Genomic DNA, 15,299 nt, shown 5'->3' on the forward strand with positions numbered 1-15,299 from the left:
CCGTCCTCCCCCCGCGCGGAGTCCATGCGCGCGGCCGGACTCGTCCTTGGAGGAGAGTAACGCATCAGTCGCAGTGACGTTCCGGGACAGATTCGCGCAGGGCGCCACCGCCATCACGGCCGCTGCCGCCGCCGCGCGCGTGGGCCAGCATGCCGGTGACCCGGGCGACCAGCGCCGTCGTCTCGAAGGGCTTCTGCAGCACCTCGCAGCCCGGCTCCAGGATGCCGGTGCCGAGCGTGGCGTCGTAGGCGTAGCCGGTCATGAACAGCACGCCCAGCTCGGGCCGCCGCTCATGCACCGCCTCGGCGAGCTGCCGCCCGTTCATGCCGGGGAGCCCCACGTCGGTCACCACCAGATCGGCGCGCAGGCCGCCGTCCAAGAGTTCCAGCGCCTCCGCCCCGTCCGACGCCTCGACGACGTCCAACCCGGCGTCCTCCAGAGCCTGCACCGCGACCATGCGGACCAGCGCCTCGTCCTCCACCAGCAGCACGGTCCCGGCGGTGTTGTCCGCCGCGCCATCCACCGCGCCGTTGGCGGCGGGTGCCGCGGCGGCGCCCGGCGGCAGGCCGACGCTCTCCTCCCCGTCGCAGCGCGGCAAATAGAGGTGCACGGCGGTGCCCCGCCCGGATTCGCTGTCGATGCGCACCAGCCCGTGGGACTGGCTGACGAAGCCGTAGACCTGCGACAGCCCGAGCCCGGTCCCCTGCCCGATCGGCTTGGTGGTGAAGAAGGGGTCGAAGGCGCGCTTGATGATGTCGGGCGGCATGCCCATGCCGGTGTCGGCGACGGTCAGGACGACGTAGTCTCCGGGCGCCGCGCCGGAGGCGTCGTCCGCCACGTCGGCCGCCGTCAGATGAGCGTTGGCGGCGGTGATGGTGATGCGCCCGCCATCCGGCATGGCGTCGCGGGCGTTCACCACCAGATTCAGCAGGGCGATCTCCAGCTGGTTGGAATCGCACCAAGCCGCCCAGACGTCCGCCGGGCAATCGGTCGCGATGGACACCTGCTCGCCCACGGTGCGGCGCAGCAGGTCTTCCATCCCCTGGACCAGCACGCAGGGCTCCGTCGCGTCGGGGCGCAGCGGCTGCCGCCGGGCGAAGGCGAGGAGGCGCTGCGTCAGCCCGGCGGCGCGGGTCGCGCCGACCTTCGCGTGGCTGGCATAGTCGCGCAGGTCCGCCCGCTCCGCCGTGTCCAGCCTGGACAGCAGCAGGTCCAGATTGCCCGAGATCGCTGTCAGCAGGTTGTTGAAGTCGTGCGCGATGCCGCCGGTGAGCTGGCCCAGCGCGTCCATCTTCTGGGAATGGCGCAGGGCCTCCTCCGCCCGCTCGCGCTCCGCCTCGGCGCGCAGGCGGGCGGAGACGTCGACCACCGCGGCCATGGTGCGCAGAAAGGCCCCCCACCCGTCCCGCTCGATCCGGGCGGAGACCAGAACGTCGGCGACCTCCCCCGATCGCTTGACCAGCCGGTAGGGCATGTCCTGGAACGCGCCGAGGCGCAGCAGCTCCGGCCAGCGGTGCTCCCGGTGCTCCCGCGCGACGTCGGGCGGCATGAACTCCGTGATGTTGCGGCCGAGCACTTGGCCCCGGCTCTCGTAGCCCATGAACTCCAGCCAGCGGTCGCTGACGCTCAGCAGCCGGCCCTCGGCGTCCAGGGAATGCAGCGGCACCGGAGTTTTGGAGTAGAGCGCGCTGAGGTCGGCCTGGGCGCGCTGCCGCTCCGCCACCTCGCCCAGCAGGCGGCGGTTGGCGGCGACCAGCTCCGCCGTGCGCTCGGCCACCTGGCGCTCCAGGTCCTCGCGGGCGTCGGCCTGGGCCGTCCGGGCCTTCACCGCGTCGTCGATGTCGGTGCAGGTGCCGAACCAGCGGGTGATCCGCCCGTCGCCGTCGCGCAGCGGCACCGCCCGCCCGAGGAACCAGCGATACCGGCCTTCGGCGCCGCGCAGCCGGTACTCGACCTCGTAGGCGCCGCCGGACCGCACCGCGCCGGTCCACAGAGCGGCGGTCCGCGCCCGGTCGTCCGGATGGACCACCTCCATCCAGGCGGTGCCGGTCATCGTCTCCGGCCGGGTGCCGGTGTAGGCGAACCAATGCAGGTTGTAATAGTCGGGAAGGCCGTCCGGCGGGGTCGACCAGACGAGCTGCGGCATGCTTTCCGCGATGGCGCGGAACTTGGCCTCGCTGTCGCGCAGCGCGATCTCCGAGGCGCGGCGGTCGGTGATGTCGCGCACCACCGCCGAGTAAGCGGTCGGCCGGCCCGTGGCGTCGCGCGCCACGGTCAGCACGGTGGAGCCGAAGAAGCGCCGCCCGTCCCGCGCCGCGTGGATCCATTCGACCTCGCAGCGCTCCTTCTCCGCCACTCCGGCCAGCAGACCGCGGATGTTCTCCGCGCAGCGTTCCTCCGGCGCGAAGAGCAGGGAGAGCGGACGGCCCAGCGCCTCCTCCTCGGTGTGGCCGAACAGGCGGCGGCTGCCCTCGTTCCACGAGGTGATGCGGCCCTCCAGGTCCAGCGTGACGATGGCGTAATCGCGGATGTCATCGATGGCCTGCCGCAGCCGGCGCAGATTCTCCTCGGCCAGCCGCCGCTCGGCCAGGGTGCGGGCTTCCACGACCGCCCGCTCCACCGCGGCGGGAAGATGGGCCAGCCGCTGCTTCAGCACATAGTCGCGGGCGCCCATCTTCAGCGCCGACACCGCCGTCTCCTCCCCCATCCGCCCGGACAGGAACAGGAAGGGGGTTTCCGGAACGCGCGCCTTGGCGATGCCCAGCGCCTCCAGCCCGTCGAAGTTGGGCAGGGAGAAGTCGGCCAGGATCAGGTCGAAGCGCCGCCCGTCCAGAGCGGTCTCGAAGGCCGCGCGGGTGTCCACGCGGGTCACGTCGCAGGCGATTCCCGCCTTGCGCAGGCGCGCGCAGGCCAGCTCGCAGTCCAGCGGGCTGTCTTCCAGATGCAGGATGGTCACGGCCGCGGGCATGGCGGCGGGCATTCCGGAGGGCATTCCTTCAGGCGCCTTTTCCCGCGGGCGGGGTTCCCGCCGGGCGGCGGGCGCAGCCGACCGGAGGTTCGTTCAGGATCGCCCAGAAGGCGCCCAGGTCGCGGATCGCCTGGAAGAAGGCCTTGAAGTCCACCGGCTTCACCACGAAGGCGTTCACGCCCAGCTTGTAGCTGCGCACGAGGTCGCTTTCCTCGCGCGACGCGGTGAGCATCACGATGGGGACGTGCCGGGTCTCGGGGTCGTTCTTCACCCGCTCCAACACCTCCAGCCCGTCGATCTTCGGCAGCTTGAGGTCGAGCAGGACGACGGCGGGAAGCTGGGTCGGCTTGCCCGTCTCCGGGTCGCGCCGAGTCAGCATCCGCAGCGCCTCCTCGCCGTCGCGGGCGACGATCACGTCGTTGGCAAGCTGGCATTTCTCCAGCGCCGCCAGGGTCAGCTCCAGGTCCCGCGGGTTGTCTTCGACCAGCAGGATGGGTTTCAGGTCACTCATCGAGTTCTCGCAGATCCGGTTTCGCCGTCCCGGCCTTCGGCAGCGTAAAGTAGAAGATGGCCCCCTTGTCGAGCCGTCCATCGGCCCAGGTCCGTCCGCCATGGCGGTCCACGGCGCGGCGCACGTTGGCCAGACCGATGCCGATGCCTTCGAACTCCTCGTTGCGGTGCAGCCGTTGGAAGACCCCGAACAGCTTCTTTTCGTAAGCCTGATTGAAGCCGACCCCGTTGTCCCTGACGAAGAAGAGGGTTTCGGTGGGCCGGTCTTCGCAACCCACGGCGATGCGCGCCGGTTCCCGCCCGCGGGAATATTTGATGGCGTTCGACAATAGATTTTGCAGAACCAGCCGCATCATCACGGGATCGCCGCGCACCGTGGGCAGCGGGGCGATGTCCCATTCGATGGCCCGCCCGGCGGTGTCGGGCGCCAGCGTCTCCCGCACCTCCGCCACCAAGGCGTTCATGTCCATGGACACAGGGGTCAACTCGCTGCGGCCCATCTGGGAGAAGTGCAGCAGATTGTCCACCAGAGTGCCGGCGCTGTTGGCCGCGTCCACGATGACGTCCAGATAGCGCTTCCCGGTTGCGCTCAGCTGGTCCGCCTCCAGCTCCTGCAACAGTTCGGCGTAACCGACGATGTGGCGGAACGGCGCGCGCAGGTCATGGGAGACGGAGTAGGAGAAGGACTCCAGCTCCTTGTTGGAGCGCGCCAGTTCCCGCGACAGGGAGGCCAACTCCTCCGCCTTGCGCAGGACGATGCCGATGACGGCGTGGCGCAGCGCCGCGGCGGTGTCGCGCTCCGCCGCGGTCCAGGGCAGCGCGCGGTGGCGCACCGTCTCCTTCCAGGTCTCGAAGGAGGTGCGCGGACTCAACCTCTGTCCCTGCCCCTGCCCCTGCCCGTCGCGGCCGAGCGGCTTGCGCGGGTCGCCGCCCCAACGGACGGTGCGCACCACCTCGGGCCGGAACCAGAGCACGTAACTGGCGTGCAGCTTCGACACCGCGACGGCCAGCAGCCCCGCCGCCTTGCCTTCGAAATCCGCCGCGGCCGGGTAGAGGGCGGGCAGGCTGTCGGTCTCGAACTGCTCCGGCTCGCCCTGGGTGGCCAGCCAGTCGACAAGGCCGCGCACCTGCTCTTCCGTCGGGGTTTCACCGACCAGCGTGCAGCGCCGTTCGAAGACGACGGCGGCCCCGCTGGCATTGGCGAAGCGCAGCAGGTCGTCGGGATGCTCGGTCAACCCGGCGATGAAGGGATCGGCCTGGGCCATGGCGGCCAGCAGCCGCGCCTGGATGGCCTGCAGGGCGATGCGGTGCTCCGCGTCGCGCCGGTCCTCCACCGCGGCGATGCGCACCGACAGGATCTGGGCGATCAGGTCGCAGGCCGAGCGCACGGCGTAGGACACCGCCTTCGGCTCGTGGTGGTGGCAGGAGACCAGCCCCCAGAGCGCACCGTGCAGCAGGATCGACACCGACATGGAGGAGGCGGTTTCCATGTTCCGCATGTACTGCACATGCACCGGCGACACGCTGCGCAGGACGGAGAAGCTGAGGTCCAGCGGCGGCGTCCCTTCGGGGACCGGCGGCCGCGCAACCAGCGGCACCGGGGCATAGCCGGCGTCGGGGATCAGCCGCTGGCGGTTCAGCCGGTACAGCTCGCGCGCCTGGGTGGGGATGTCGGAGGCGGGAAAGCGCAGGTCCATATAGGAGGGCAGCCGCCCGTTCCCGTCCTCCGCCACCACCGTGCCGTGCCAGTCGGCGTCGAAGCGGTAGATCAGCACGCGGTCGAAGCCGGTGAGCGCGCGGACCTCCTGCGCGGCGCAGCCCAGGAGGTCGGTCGGCGTGTTCAGCGCGTCCAGCCGCTCCAGCGCCTCGCGCATGCGCGGGTAGACATGATCGAGGAGGTCGGTTTCCAGCCCCTCCAACCGTTCCAGCTCCAGGATCACCACGCTGTTGCCCGCCGAGTCATCGACGGCGTGGGCGAGAAGCTGGTGACGGCCGGCACCGGGCAGTTTGGTCAAGGCGACCGGCACCGGGCGGGAGGGAACCGGACCGGCGGCGAGGAAGGAGCGGACTGCGGCGGCGATCTGCGGGTGCAGCGCCCGTTCCAACGGCTGTCCCAACGCCCGCTCCAACGGCAGGCCAAGCGCCGGGGCGGCGTTGGCGCTGGCCTGGATCAGGGTGGCGCCGGTGTCGCTTCCGGAGAAGGCCAGCAGCATGCCGTGGGGTTGGATGCTGCCGGGGCGATGGATCGGTTCCCGACTGCAGGCGTCGAGATCCAAATCACCAACGGTCATGGCGCCGGTCCTTGTGGCAGCGTTCACTCCCAAAACAAAGACAATCCAATAGGTCGCTCCTTAATACCCTGCTCGCCGTCCGGTCTATTCGATGATTTCAGATAATGTCGAATGTTTGGCTTGACGGGCATCTCTTTGGTTATCAACGGCGAGAGACTGAGACAATACCACTTCAGAACAATGGCATAAGCAATTGGTCATATATATTGCTTTCGTCGCGCGCGCCTTGGGAAAGGGGGATAAGGCAGGATACGGGATATCGCCCAGGGCGGATCCACGCGGTTGGAACTTTTCGACCGGACCACGTAAGATTCCTCCGGCGCAGCGGGGAGAACCGGAACGGGTCCGGCGGACGGAAGGCAGGCAGGGGTGCATCGGAACGGAATTGACGCCGCACGGCTGGGCACCGCGCGCTGCAGCAGCTGCGCCATCCGGGACCTCGTCCTGTTCGGCGATCTGCGCGACCAGGATTTCGACCTGATCCACATCCCCATCGACGAGCTGCGCTTCCAGCCCGGCGCCACGCTCTACAGCGCGGGGGACGAGGGCGGCTCCCTCTACACGATCCGCAGCGGGCTGGTGAAGCTGGTCCAGTTCCTGCCCGACGGCACGCAGCGCATCGTCCGGCTGCTCCGCCGGGGCGCCGTGGCCGGGCTGGAGGTGCTGGTCGGCAAACCCTACGAGCACACCGCCGTCGTGCTTCAGGAGGCGGAGACCTGCCGCCTGCCGCGCGCGGTGGTCGAACGGCTGAGCAAGGAGACGCCGCGCCTGCACGCCCGCCTGATGGAGCGCTGGTACCAATCTCTCCATCAGGCCGACGAATGGCTGACCGAACTGTCCACCGGCAGTGCCCGGCGGCGGTTGGCCCGGCTGTTCCTGAAGCTCGCCGCCGACGCGCCGAACGACCCGGTCCTGCTGTCGGGCCGCGAGGATCTGGGCGCGATGCTCGGCGTCGGCATGGAGACGGCCAGCCGCACCATCGCCGAGTTCAAGCGCGCGGGTCTCGTGGTCGAGCGGGCGCCCAACGTCTTCGCCTGCGACCTGCCGGCGCTGGAGACGGTGGCGCTGGACGGTTGAGCGACGCCCGCCCCCGTCCCGGCCCGCCCCCGCTGGACCGAGGATCGGTCTGCCGCGTCGGCGCGGATCCATGGTTTGCACGAGAGCATCAAAGGACGAGGCGACCGCAAGACTGCCTCCCCTTCCTTGCGAAGCGGGGCTTCAGACCGTCACTCTTACGAAACAGATTGCGTATGCATGCAATTTCGAAGAAATGATCGTTCAGATTCAATACAAATACGCGATATGCTCTTGAGCAGTTGCACAACCGGTATTAGGATACACTCGGGTATGCAGGAGGGGTGCATGGCGGGCCTGTTGCAGACGCTGACGGGGCGCGTTGCGCACACGAACGCAGCCTTGGCGGTTTCCCCGGCGTGTTGCCGGGCCATGCCGACCGACGCCATGCGCAGGCGACGGCCGTCGTGACACCGCCAGCCTCCCTCTTGATCGGACCGGACATGCCGGCGGCCACCCTTCTGCCGCAGCGCACCGGCCGGTTTCGGCCCTTGAGGACCGCAGTGAACCTCGTTCCCTTCTGAAAGGATCATCGAGAATGAACGACAACAGCGAACGCCTCCCTTCCGTGCAGCCGGCAAACCTGGACCTCTCCTTCATCAACAAGCGGCTCGAGATGGCCGGCTACACGCCGGAGCAGGCCACGGACTCGGTCGAGGCCTACCGCCAGTTCCTCGTCGTCGTGGCGGCCAAGCCGAACCTGATCCTGGTGCCGACGAAGGCGGCGGACGCGGCGTGGCACGAGCACATCCTGTTCATGGACCGCTACGAGGCGGACATGAAGCGGCTGGTCGGCGCCCGGGTCCACCATCACCCGGACGCTCCCGACGCCGCCGCTTGGCAGAAGGCCGTCGCCAACACGCAGGACGCCTTCCGTACGACCCTCGGCGTGGAACTGCGGACGGAGGAACTCGCCGGCTGCTATCTCACGGTCGAGGCGGCCTGAACGTCATACCATCGTATTGAGCGTTGCATGATGCGGCCGGTTTTCTGCTAAATTCGTTCGAACGGCAGCGCGCTTCGCGACGCCCCCCTGACCGGTGGCCCAGGCCGGGGTCAGGGGGGCGGCCCGCAACCCCCAGCAGCGAAAGGGAGGAAGGATTGATGTCCGATCTGGTCCACGACCTCTCCAGCCGCGCCCGGGACATGAACGCCGCGCTCACCGTCTTCGACAAGAGCGACACGCTGCTGGCGACCAACGACAAGCAGAAGACGATCTATCCCTTCATCGACTTTTCCCGCTCGGTGACGTTCCGGGACATCGTGTGGGAATGCGTGAAGCACAAGAAGTTCAGTTCGGACACCATCTATTCCGATCCGGCCCGATGGATCGGCTACGCCGAGGATCTCCGCCGGTTCAACCGGTTCTGGCAGTCCTTCACGCTCCATTCCGACGGGCGGGTCATCCAGATCACCTATGAGCGGTTGGATGACACGGACGGCTGGTGGTACCAGATCCGGCGCGACGTCACCAGCAACGTCCAGGAAAGCGTCCGGGGTGGCTTCGACAGCCTGATTTCCCTCAACGGTGGCAGCGTTCTGCCGCCGTCGGGCCAGCCCTCTTTCGTCGTCCGGCTTCTCGACGCCCTGCCCTATCCGGCGGCGCTGCTGACGCCACGCTGCCAAGTGATCGACGGCAACCCGTCCTTCGCCTCCATCCTGTCGCGGGGGGACGGGCTGTCCATCGTCGGCGGACGGCTGTGCATCCCCGGCGCCCCGACCGAGCAGGCGGAGCTGGGCAAGCGGGCCGCCGGCTTCTTCCGCCGCCGCACCCGCACGCCGATCACGCTGCGCGTGTCGCGCCTGGACCAGCCGGCGCCCTACTTCGCCACCCTGTCGGAGCCGCCCGCCCAGAGCGTCGGGAGCGGCGGCCCGATGAACGGCATCCTTCTTCTCACGCTGGTCGATCCGGATGTGCTGCCCATCGTGTCGGCGCGCGCCGTCGCCGAGCTTCTTCAGATCACCACCTCGGAAGCCGAAATCGCGCTGGCCCTGTGCTCCGGCCGGAGCGTCGACGAGATCGCCGAGGACCGCGGGGTGGAGCGGCGCACCGTCTACAACCAGGTCTCGTCTATCCTGGGCAAGACCGGACTGCGCAACCAAGCGGGGATCGTGCGGCAGGTGACGACGATCTGCTGGCATTTCGGGTCGCGCGTCTGATCGAATCCGGGTATCCTCTCCGACGCATCGCCGACGGCGCGATTACCTGGATATGCATGCTCTCTTATGCATACATATGGCGGACGTCCGGCGCGCTTCCGGCTCCGCTCTGGCCGGAGGCTGTGAAGGAGGCAGGGGCGTCTGGTTCTCAAACTCCCCGGTCACCGCGTCCCACATCATGCCTCTGCCCACCCTCCTCCGCGCGCTTCTGACCCTTCTGGCCATCACAGCCGGCGTTTGCGGCGCCGCGCTTCCGGCCATGGCGGGAACCTTGCGGGCCAGCCTGTCCGACGATCTGACGACGATCGATCCGTTCGTCTTTCCCGGACTGGTCTCGTCCGGCGTCCTTCGGCAGGTCTATGAGGGCTTCACCGCCATTGACTCCGCCGGCAACGCCGTCCCGGCGCTGGCCACCCGCTGGGAAACGCCGGACGGCGGGCGGAGCTGGCGCTTCACGCTGCGTCCGGACGCGCGGTTCCATTCGGGGCGCCCTTTCACCGCCGCCGACGTCCTGTGGACCTGGGAACACCATCTGACGCGCAAGCCGCAGCCCGGTTACAGCGCCTTCTACCTGCGCGGCGTCGAGGGGGCCGCGGCGCTGCAGCAGGGGACCGCCGCGGCGCTGTCCGGCGTCACGATTCCCGACCCCCACACGCTCGTCGTGCGGCTGACCGAACCCGACGCGCTGTTCCCGCTCTACCCCTTCCTGTTCGTCGACCGCGGCATGGAGGCGGAGTTCGGACCGGCGTGGCACGAGCGCGCGTCCGGCGGCACCGGTCCGTTCCGCCTCGCATCCTGGCGGCGCGGCGAGTCCGTCCGCCTGGAGGCCCACGCCGCCTATTGGGGCGGCGCCCCCGCCGTGGACGCCGTGTCGCTGGCGGTGCTGCCCGACCCCAACACGCTGCTGGCGCGCTACGACGCCGGGGACCTCGACGTCGCGCCGCTTCCCGACAACGCCGTGCGCACCGTGGTCCGCCAGCCGCGCTACGACGGGCAGATCAAGGCCTTCGCCCGCGCGCAGGTGCGCTATCTGGCGCTGAACCAGGATTTGTACCCGCCCTTCCGCGACCGCCGCGTGCGCGAGGCGGTCGGCCTCGCGCTGGACCGGGTCGCCACGGTCAACGGACTCCACGCCGGACGGGCGGCGCTGACGAACGGATTCGTCACGCCCGGCCTGGACGGCTACCAGCCGGACGCGGTGCCGCCGGCCCCGTTCGATCCGGGCCGGGCCAAGGCGCTGCTGGCGGAGGCCGGCCACGCCGGCGGGCGCGGCCTGCCGCCGCTCCAGATCGCCGGCGGCCCCAACGTGCGCGAGGAGGCCACCTACTTCGCCGCCCAGCTCACCGCGGTGCTGGGGATTCCGGTCGGCGTGCGCATCCAGGAGCGGGCGGCCTTCGTGGCGGCGATCAACGAGGGGCGCGAGGCGCTGTTCATCAACGGCTGGACGGCGGATTTCCCCGATCCCATGGACCAGCTCGCCACCCAGTGGCACAGCGCCAGCCCGACCAACCGCACCCACTGGCGCAACCCGGACTTCGACCGGCTCATGGAGCAGGCGCGCGGCCTCGCCGATCCCGTCGCCCGCAACGCGCTCTACCGGGAGGCCGAGGCCCTGCTCCGCGAGCAGGCCGTGGGGCTGCCCCTGCCGGTGCCGCAATTCGTGGCGTTGGTGCGCCCGGGTGTGACCGGGCTGGTCATCCGGCCCGACGGCACGACCGACTACCACGCCGCCCGGTTGCCATGACGGCGCGCCGGCCCGGCCGCCGCCTTGCGTTCCGGCGACTGGGCTGGCGATTGACCCGGCGCCTGCCGGGGCTGCTTCTGCTGACCGGCGCCGCCGTGCTGGCGAGTTTCCTGGCCTCCCACGCGCTTCCCGGTGATCCGGTCCTGCTGATGGTCGAGGGGCGGGCCGCCGACCCGGAGATGATCCGCCGGCTGCGGGAAGACGCCGGGCTGGACCAGCCTCTGGCCGTTCAATTCCTCAACTACGCGCTGGACCTTCTGCTGGGCGACCTCGGCCAATCGCTGCGCTACGGCGGCGTGCCGGTGACGGCGCTGCTGGGCGACGCCCTGCCGGTGACGCTCGGTCTGATGGCGGGCGCTGCGGCGCTCGCCCTGCCCCTCGGCCTCGCGCTGGGGCTCGCGGCGGCCGACGTCCGGCGGGCATGGCCGGGCACCGCCCTCACAATCGGGTCGGTGCTGGTCCTGTCGGCGCCGCCGCTGGCGCTGGCGACATGGCTGATGCTGGCGGGGTCCGGTACGGCGCCCTGGGCCGTGGCGGCGCTCGCGCTACCGGCGGCGGCGATGATCGCCCGCCTCACGCGGACCCAGGTGATGGAGGTGCTGGGACGCGACTTCATCCGCACCGCCCGCGCCAAGGGGCTGGGCCGGGCCGCCCTTCTGCTGCGTCACGCCCTGCCGAACGCCCTGGTGCCGCTGGCGGCGGCGGTCGGATCGGTGGCCGGGACGATCCTGACCACCACGGCGGCGGTGGAGACGGTCTTCGCCCTACCGGGGATCGGGCGGCTGACCGTCCAGGCGGTGCTGGCCCGCGACCACACGGTCGCCGGGGCCGCCGTTCTCGTCTTCGTCCTGCTGCAGGTCGCCATCAGCCTGACCGCCGAGATGCTGATCGGCCTCACCGATCCACGGCTGCGCGACGATGGGTTGCGCGACGATGGGAAGCCGTCATGATCGCCATGCGTTCCTACACCGGACGCGCCGGGCTGCTGCTTGCGGCGGCGCTGGCGGTGCCGCTGGCCCTGGCCGTTCTTCTGCTGCCGCTCGATCCGTCCGCCATGGATCTCGGGCAGGCCTGGGCCGGACCGTCCGCCACCCATCCGCTGGGGTGCGACGGGCTGGGCCGCGACGTCGCCGCCCGGCTGATCGCCGGGACGGGAACCTCCTTCGCCATCGCCGGGCTGGCGCTCGCCCTGGCGGTGGGGCTCGGCGTCGCGTCGGGCGGGATGGCGGGCTGGATCGGTGGGCGCACGGACGCCGTGGTCCTGCGGCTGGCCGACCTGCTGCACGGCTTTCCCGAGCTGTCGCTCGCCATCGTCGCGTCCGCGCTGCTGGGGCCGGGCACGGAGGCCATGGTGCTGACGCTCACCTTGGCGGCGTGGCCCTCGCAGGTCCGCTGGTGCCGGGCACTGGCCCTGTCGAACCGCACCGCCGAACATGTGCGGGCCGCCACCGCCCTCGGCGCGGGGCCGCTGCACACCGTCCGCCGTCATCTCCTGCCGGCGCTCGCCGGGCCGGTGGCCATCCGGGCCGCCCTGTCCATCGGACCGCTCATGGTGGCGGAGGCCACGCTGAGCGGTCTCGGCCTGGGCATCCAGGAGCCTTCGGTGTCGCTGGGCACCCTGATCCGCGACGGGCTGGCCGACCTGCGCGACGCCCCCCACCTGATCGCCGCGACGACGGTCACCGTCGCCGCCATCGCGCTGGCCGTCAACCTGCTGGCCGAAGGCCTGCGCGAGAACCTTGATCCGCGGAAGCGGTAGCGGAGGACACGCATCACCCCTGTCCGGCGGCGCCGCGCTCGTACCAGCCGCGGGTCCCCTTCACGATGCGGACCACCGACAGCATCACCGGCACTTCGACCAGCACGCCGACCACGGTGGCCAGCGCGGCGCCGGACCCCAGCCCGAACAGGCTGATGGCGGCAGCCACCGCCAGCTCGAAGAAGTTAGACGCCCCGATCAGCGCCGCCGGGGCGGCCACGCACCAGGCCACGCCGAACCGGCGTGACAGCCAGTAGGCCAGCCCCGCGTTGAGATAGACCTGGATCAGGATCGGCACGGCCAGCAGCAGAATGACCAGCGGCTGCGCCAGGATCGCCTCCCCCTGAAAACCGAACAGCAGGACCAGCGTGGTCAGCAAGGCGAGAAGCGACAGCGGCTGAAGCACGCCCAGCGTCCGCGTCAGCGCCCCCTCCCCGCCCGACGCCAGCAGGCCGCGCCGCCACAGCTGGGCCGCCGCCACGGGGATGACGATGTAGAGCAGCACCGACAGCAGCAGCGTGGCCCACGGCACGGTGATCGAGGCGACGCCGAGCAGCAGGCCGACCAGCGGCGCGAAGGCGAAGACCATGATGAGGTCGTTCAGCGCCACCTGGCTCAGCGTGTAGTGCGGCTCCCCCTCGCACAGGTTGGACCAGACGAAGACCATGGCCGTGCAGGGTGCGGCGGCCAGCAGGATCAGCCCGGCGATGTAGGAGGGAATCTGGTCCTGCGGCAGCAGCGGTGCGAACAGATGGCCGATGAAGAGGCTGCCCAGAAGCGCCATGGAGAAGGGCTTGACCGCCCAGTTGATGAACAGCGTCACGCCGACGCCGCGCCAATGCTCCTTCACCCGGCCCAGCGCGCCGAGGTCGATCTTCAGCAGCATCGGCACGATCATCAGCCAGATCAGCACCGCCACCGGCAGATTGACCTGGGCCAGCTCCGCCGCCGCGATCGCCCGGAACAGACCCGGCGCCACGGAGCCGAGGGCGATCCCCGCGACGATGCACAGGACCACCCAGACGCTGAGGTAGCGCTCGAACAGGCCCATCGCCGGACGGGGAGCCGGCTCCCGATGAACGTCAGCGGTCATGCCGGGCCATCCTCCCGGCGGACCTGGCCGATGCGCTGTCCGGCGCCGTCCACCACCGCCTCGCCGTCCTCCTTGGCGAAGGCGCCGCGCTGCCGGTCGGGAAGGATGTCCAGGACCAATTCGGACGGGCGGCACAGCCGCACGCCGAGCGGCGTCACCACGATCGGCCGGTTGATGAGGATGGGATGGGCGATCATGGCGTCGAGAATCCGGTCGTCATCGAGCGCCGGGTCGTCGAGGCCAAGTTCCGCGTAGGGTGTGCCCTTCTCGCGCAGAACGGCGCGCACCGGCACGCCCATGCGTTGGATGAGATCGGCGAGGTCCTGGCGGCTCGGCGGCGTCTTCAGATACTCGACGACGACCGGCTCGACACCGCTGTTGCGGATCATGGCCAGCGTGTTGCGCGAGGTGCCGCAATCGGGGTTGTGGTAGATGGTGATGGCTGTCATGGGGATGTCCGACAGGGCCGTTGGGACCCCCATATTTCCATATTTTTCAAAATATGGAATAGTAGATTTATGGGTGACCGGCGGCGCGCTTGCTGCCGGGGTGCCCGTCCGATAGGCTGCGCGCCATGAACGTCAAGGATGTCATCGCCGGGCTGGGAGCGCTGGCGCAGGAACACCGGCTGGCCGCGTTCCGGGAACTGGTGCAGCAGGGGCCGGACGGGCTTCCGGCGGGCGTGCTGGCGGAACGGCTGGGCCTCGCCCCGGCGACCCTGTCGTTCCACCTCTCGCAATTGAGCAACGCCGGTCTCGTCGCGTCCCGCCGCCAGGGCCGGCTGATCATCTACAGCGTCGATGTCGGGCGCTTCCAGGCGCTGCTCGGCTTCCTGACCGAGAATTGCTGCCAGGGGAACGCGGACCTCTGCCAGCCGCGTCCCGGCGGCTGCGCGCCCGAAGGCGACTGAGGCGCGGTCAGCGACGCTGCAGCGACATGGTGTAGCGGAAACCGGCGCCCGGATGGGTGTTGACGGCGATCTCGACAAGACGCCCGTCGTCGGTGAAATAGCGCCGGGTGATGACGAGGATCGGCGACTGCGGCGGCACATGCAGGCGCGAGGCGACGTTCAGGCTGGCCGGGGCGGCCTCGATGTCCTGCATCACCTCGGCGATGCGGACGCCGTAGCGCTGCTCCAGCACCGTGTAGATGGCGTACTGCACCACCTCCAGGTTGCGCACCACGTCGGAGAAGGCGGCGTCGATGTAGACCTCGACGTAGGAGAAGGGCTCCGACGTCTCGCGGGTACGGCGCAGCGCGCTGACGCGGAACCACTGCGTGTCCGGGCGGCAGCCCAGCCGCCCGGCCAGCTCCTCCTCCACGATGATGCGGTCCACCGAGAGGATTTCCAGCCGGGTCGAGGTGGCGTACTGCACCAGCTCGTCCAGGGAGCTGATGGAATTGACGAAACGCCCGTCGGCGCGGCGCGCCGCCAGGACCGAACCCGATCCCTGGCGGCGCAGGATGTAGCCCATCTCCTGAAGCCGGCGCAGCGCCTCGCGCACCGTGTGGCGGCTGACGGCGAAGCGGCTGCACAGCTCCTGCTCGGTCGGCAGGCGGTCGCCGACGGCGTAGGCTCCGGCGTCGATCTCCTCCAGCAGGCTGCGGACGATCTCCTGGTAGAGCGGGGTCTCCCCCCGCTCCGCCGCGCCGTCCGTGCCGCTGGTTTCCTTCAGGCTGTCCGCTTCTTCCGACATCGC

The 15,299-nt window shown here is 70.1% G+C and carries 13 protein-coding genes; 7 read left to right on the top strand and 6 right to left on the bottom strand.

The genetic code is table 11. The annotated features are described in order from the left end of the window. Positions 1–64: 64 nt before the first annotated feature. Genes D3869_RS27990 through D3869_RS28000 form a run of 3 tightly spaced genes read right to left on the bottom strand, consistent with a single transcriptional unit; the run spans position 65 to position 5,769 of the window. Positions 65–2,968: a PAS domain S-box protein gene (locus D3869_RS27990; RefSeq protein ID WP_175426647.1), complete on the bottom strand. Its 2,904-nt coding sequence runs from the start codon at positions 2,966–2,968 to the stop codon at positions 65–67. Positions 2,969–2,996: 28 nt separating this feature from the next. Then, positions 2,997–3,479 carry a response regulator gene (locus tag D3869_RS27995; protein WP_094304150.1) on the bottom strand — a complete coding sequence of 161 codons (483 nt, stop codon included), beginning with the start codon at positions 3,477–3,479 and terminating at the stop codon, positions 2,997–2,999. Then, on the bottom strand, positions 3,472–5,769 hold the full coding sequence (locus tag D3869_RS28000; protein WP_137142960.1) for an ATP-binding protein: 2,298 nt from the start codon (positions 5,767–5,769) through the stop codon (positions 3,472–3,474). The genes D3869_RS27995 and D3869_RS28000 overlap by 8 nt, the downstream gene beginning before the upstream one ends. A 369-nt stretch (positions 5,770–6,138) precedes the next feature. On the opposite strand from D3869_RS28000, the gene D3869_RS28005 reads away from it, so the two are divergent. The 6 genes from D3869_RS28005 (at position 6,139) to D3869_RS28030 (ending at position 12,506) form a co-directional block, all read left to right on the top strand. Then, a complete protein-coding gene (locus D3869_RS28005) occupies positions 6,139–6,846 on the top strand; it encodes a Crp/Fnr family transcriptional regulator (protein WP_137142961.1) in 708 nt (235 codons plus the stop codon). A gap of 535 nt (positions 6,847–7,381) precedes the next feature. Then, positions 7,382–7,789 carry a glycine-rich domain-containing protein gene (locus D3869_RS28010; RefSeq protein WP_137142962.1) on the top strand — a complete coding sequence of 136 codons (408 nt, stop codon included), beginning with the start codon at positions 7,382–7,384 and terminating at the stop codon, positions 7,787–7,789. Between the two features lie 158 nt (positions 7,790–7,947). Continuing rightward, positions 7,948–9,003: a helix-turn-helix transcriptional regulator gene (locus D3869_RS28015; protein ID WP_137142963.1), complete on the top strand. Its 1,056-nt coding sequence runs from the start codon at positions 7,948–7,950 to the stop codon at positions 9,001–9,003. Between the two features lie 178 nt (positions 9,004–9,181). Further along, the gene (locus D3869_RS28020) at positions 9,182–10,747 is read left to right on the top strand and encodes an ABC transporter substrate-binding protein (RefSeq protein ID WP_137142964.1); all 1,566 of its coding nucleotides are present in this window, start codon (positions 9,182–9,184) and stop codon (positions 10,745–10,747) included. Between the two features lie 50 nt (positions 10,748–10,797). After that, positions 10,798–11,697: an ABC transporter permease gene (locus D3869_RS28025; protein WP_247896025.1), complete on the top strand. Its 900-nt coding sequence runs from the start codon at positions 10,798–10,800 to the stop codon at positions 11,695–11,697. Beyond that, on the top strand, positions 11,694–12,506 hold the full coding sequence (locus D3869_RS28030) for an ABC transporter permease (protein WP_137142966.1): 813 nt from the start codon (positions 11,694–11,696) through the stop codon (positions 12,504–12,506). The genes D3869_RS28025 and D3869_RS28030 overlap by 4 nt, the downstream gene beginning before the upstream one ends. A gap of 13 nt (positions 12,507–12,519) precedes the next feature. Here the strand turns inward: D3869_RS28030 and arsB are convergent, their stop codons facing one another. Then, a complete protein-coding gene (arsB, locus tag D3869_RS28035; protein WP_137143148.1) occupies positions 12,520–13,557 on the bottom strand; it encodes an ACR3 family arsenite efflux transporter in 1,038 nt (345 codons plus the stop codon). A 38-nt stretch (positions 13,558–13,595) separates the two neighbouring features. Further along, positions 13,596–14,048: an arsenate reductase (glutaredoxin) gene (arsC, locus tag D3869_RS28040; protein ID WP_137142967.1), complete on the bottom strand. Its 453-nt coding sequence runs from the start codon at positions 14,046–14,048 to the stop codon at positions 13,596–13,598. 125 nt (positions 14,049–14,173) lie between these two features. Between arsC and D3869_RS28045 the strand changes: the two genes are divergently transcribed. Next, positions 14,174–14,509 (top strand): ArsR/SmtB family transcription factor, encoded by a 336-nt coding sequence (locus tag D3869_RS28045; protein WP_137142968.1) that lies wholly within the window; start codon positions 14,174–14,176, stop codon positions 14,507–14,509. Positions 14,510–14,516: 7 nt separating this feature from the next. On the opposite strand, the gene D3869_RS28050 is transcribed toward D3869_RS28045, so the two are convergent. Further along, positions 14,517–15,296 carry a GntR family transcriptional regulator gene (locus D3869_RS28050; RefSeq protein ID WP_137142969.1) on the bottom strand — a complete coding sequence of 260 codons (780 nt, stop codon included), beginning with the start codon at positions 15,294–15,296 and terminating at the stop codon, positions 14,517–14,519. Positions 15,297–15,299 lie beyond the last annotated feature (3 nt).

Origin of the sequence: Azospirillum brasilense, assembly GCF_005222205.1 — a bacterium.
Taxonomy (GTDB): Bacteria; Pseudomonadota; Alphaproteobacteria; order Azospirillales; family Azospirillaceae; genus Azospirillum; species Azospirillum brasilense_G.

What these genes read in the sequence shown, in the direction of transcription:
- D3869_RS27990 (WP_175426647.1), bottom strand. Translation starts at nt 2,968, where the DNA reads ATGCCCGCGGCCGTGACCATCCTGCATCTGGAAGACAGCCCGCTGGAC.
- D3869_RS27995 (WP_094304150.1), bottom strand. Translation starts at nt 3,479, where the DNA reads ATGAGTGACCTGAAACCCATCCTGCTGGTCGAAGACAACCCGCGGGAC.
- D3869_RS28000 (WP_137142960.1), bottom strand. Translation starts at nt 5,769, where the DNA reads ATGACCGTTGGTGATTTGGATCTCGACGCCTGCAGTCGGGAACCGATC.
- D3869_RS28010 (WP_137142962.1), top strand. Translation starts at nt 7,382, where the DNA reads ATGAACGACAACAGCGAACGCCTCCCTTCCGTGCAGCCGGCAAACCTG.
- D3869_RS28015 (WP_137142963.1), top strand. Translation starts at nt 7,948, where the DNA reads ATGTCCGATCTGGTCCACGACCTCTCCAGCCGCGCCCGGGACATGAAC.
- D3869_RS28020 (WP_137142964.1), top strand. Translation starts at nt 9,182, where the DNA reads ATGCCTCTGCCCACCCTCCTCCGCGCGCTTCTGACCCTTCTGGCCATC.
- D3869_RS28030 (WP_137142966.1), top strand. Translation starts at nt 11,694, where the DNA reads ATGATCGCCATGCGTTCCTACACCGGACGCGCCGGGCTGCTGCTTGCG.
- arsB (WP_137143148.1), bottom strand. Translation starts at nt 13,557, where the DNA reads ATGGGCCTGTTCGAGCGCTACCTCAGCGTCTGGGTGGTCCTGTGCATC.
- arsC (WP_137142967.1), bottom strand. Translation starts at nt 14,048, where the DNA reads ATGACAGCCATCACCATCTACCACAACCCCGATTGCGGCACCTCGCGC.
- D3869_RS28045 (WP_137142968.1), top strand. Translation starts at nt 14,174, where the DNA reads ATGAACGTCAAGGATGTCATCGCCGGGCTGGGAGCGCTGGCGCAGGAA.
- D3869_RS28050 (WP_137142969.1), bottom strand. Translation starts at nt 15,296, where the DNA reads ATGTCGGAAGAAGCGGACAGCCTGAAGGAAACCAGCGGCACGGACGGC.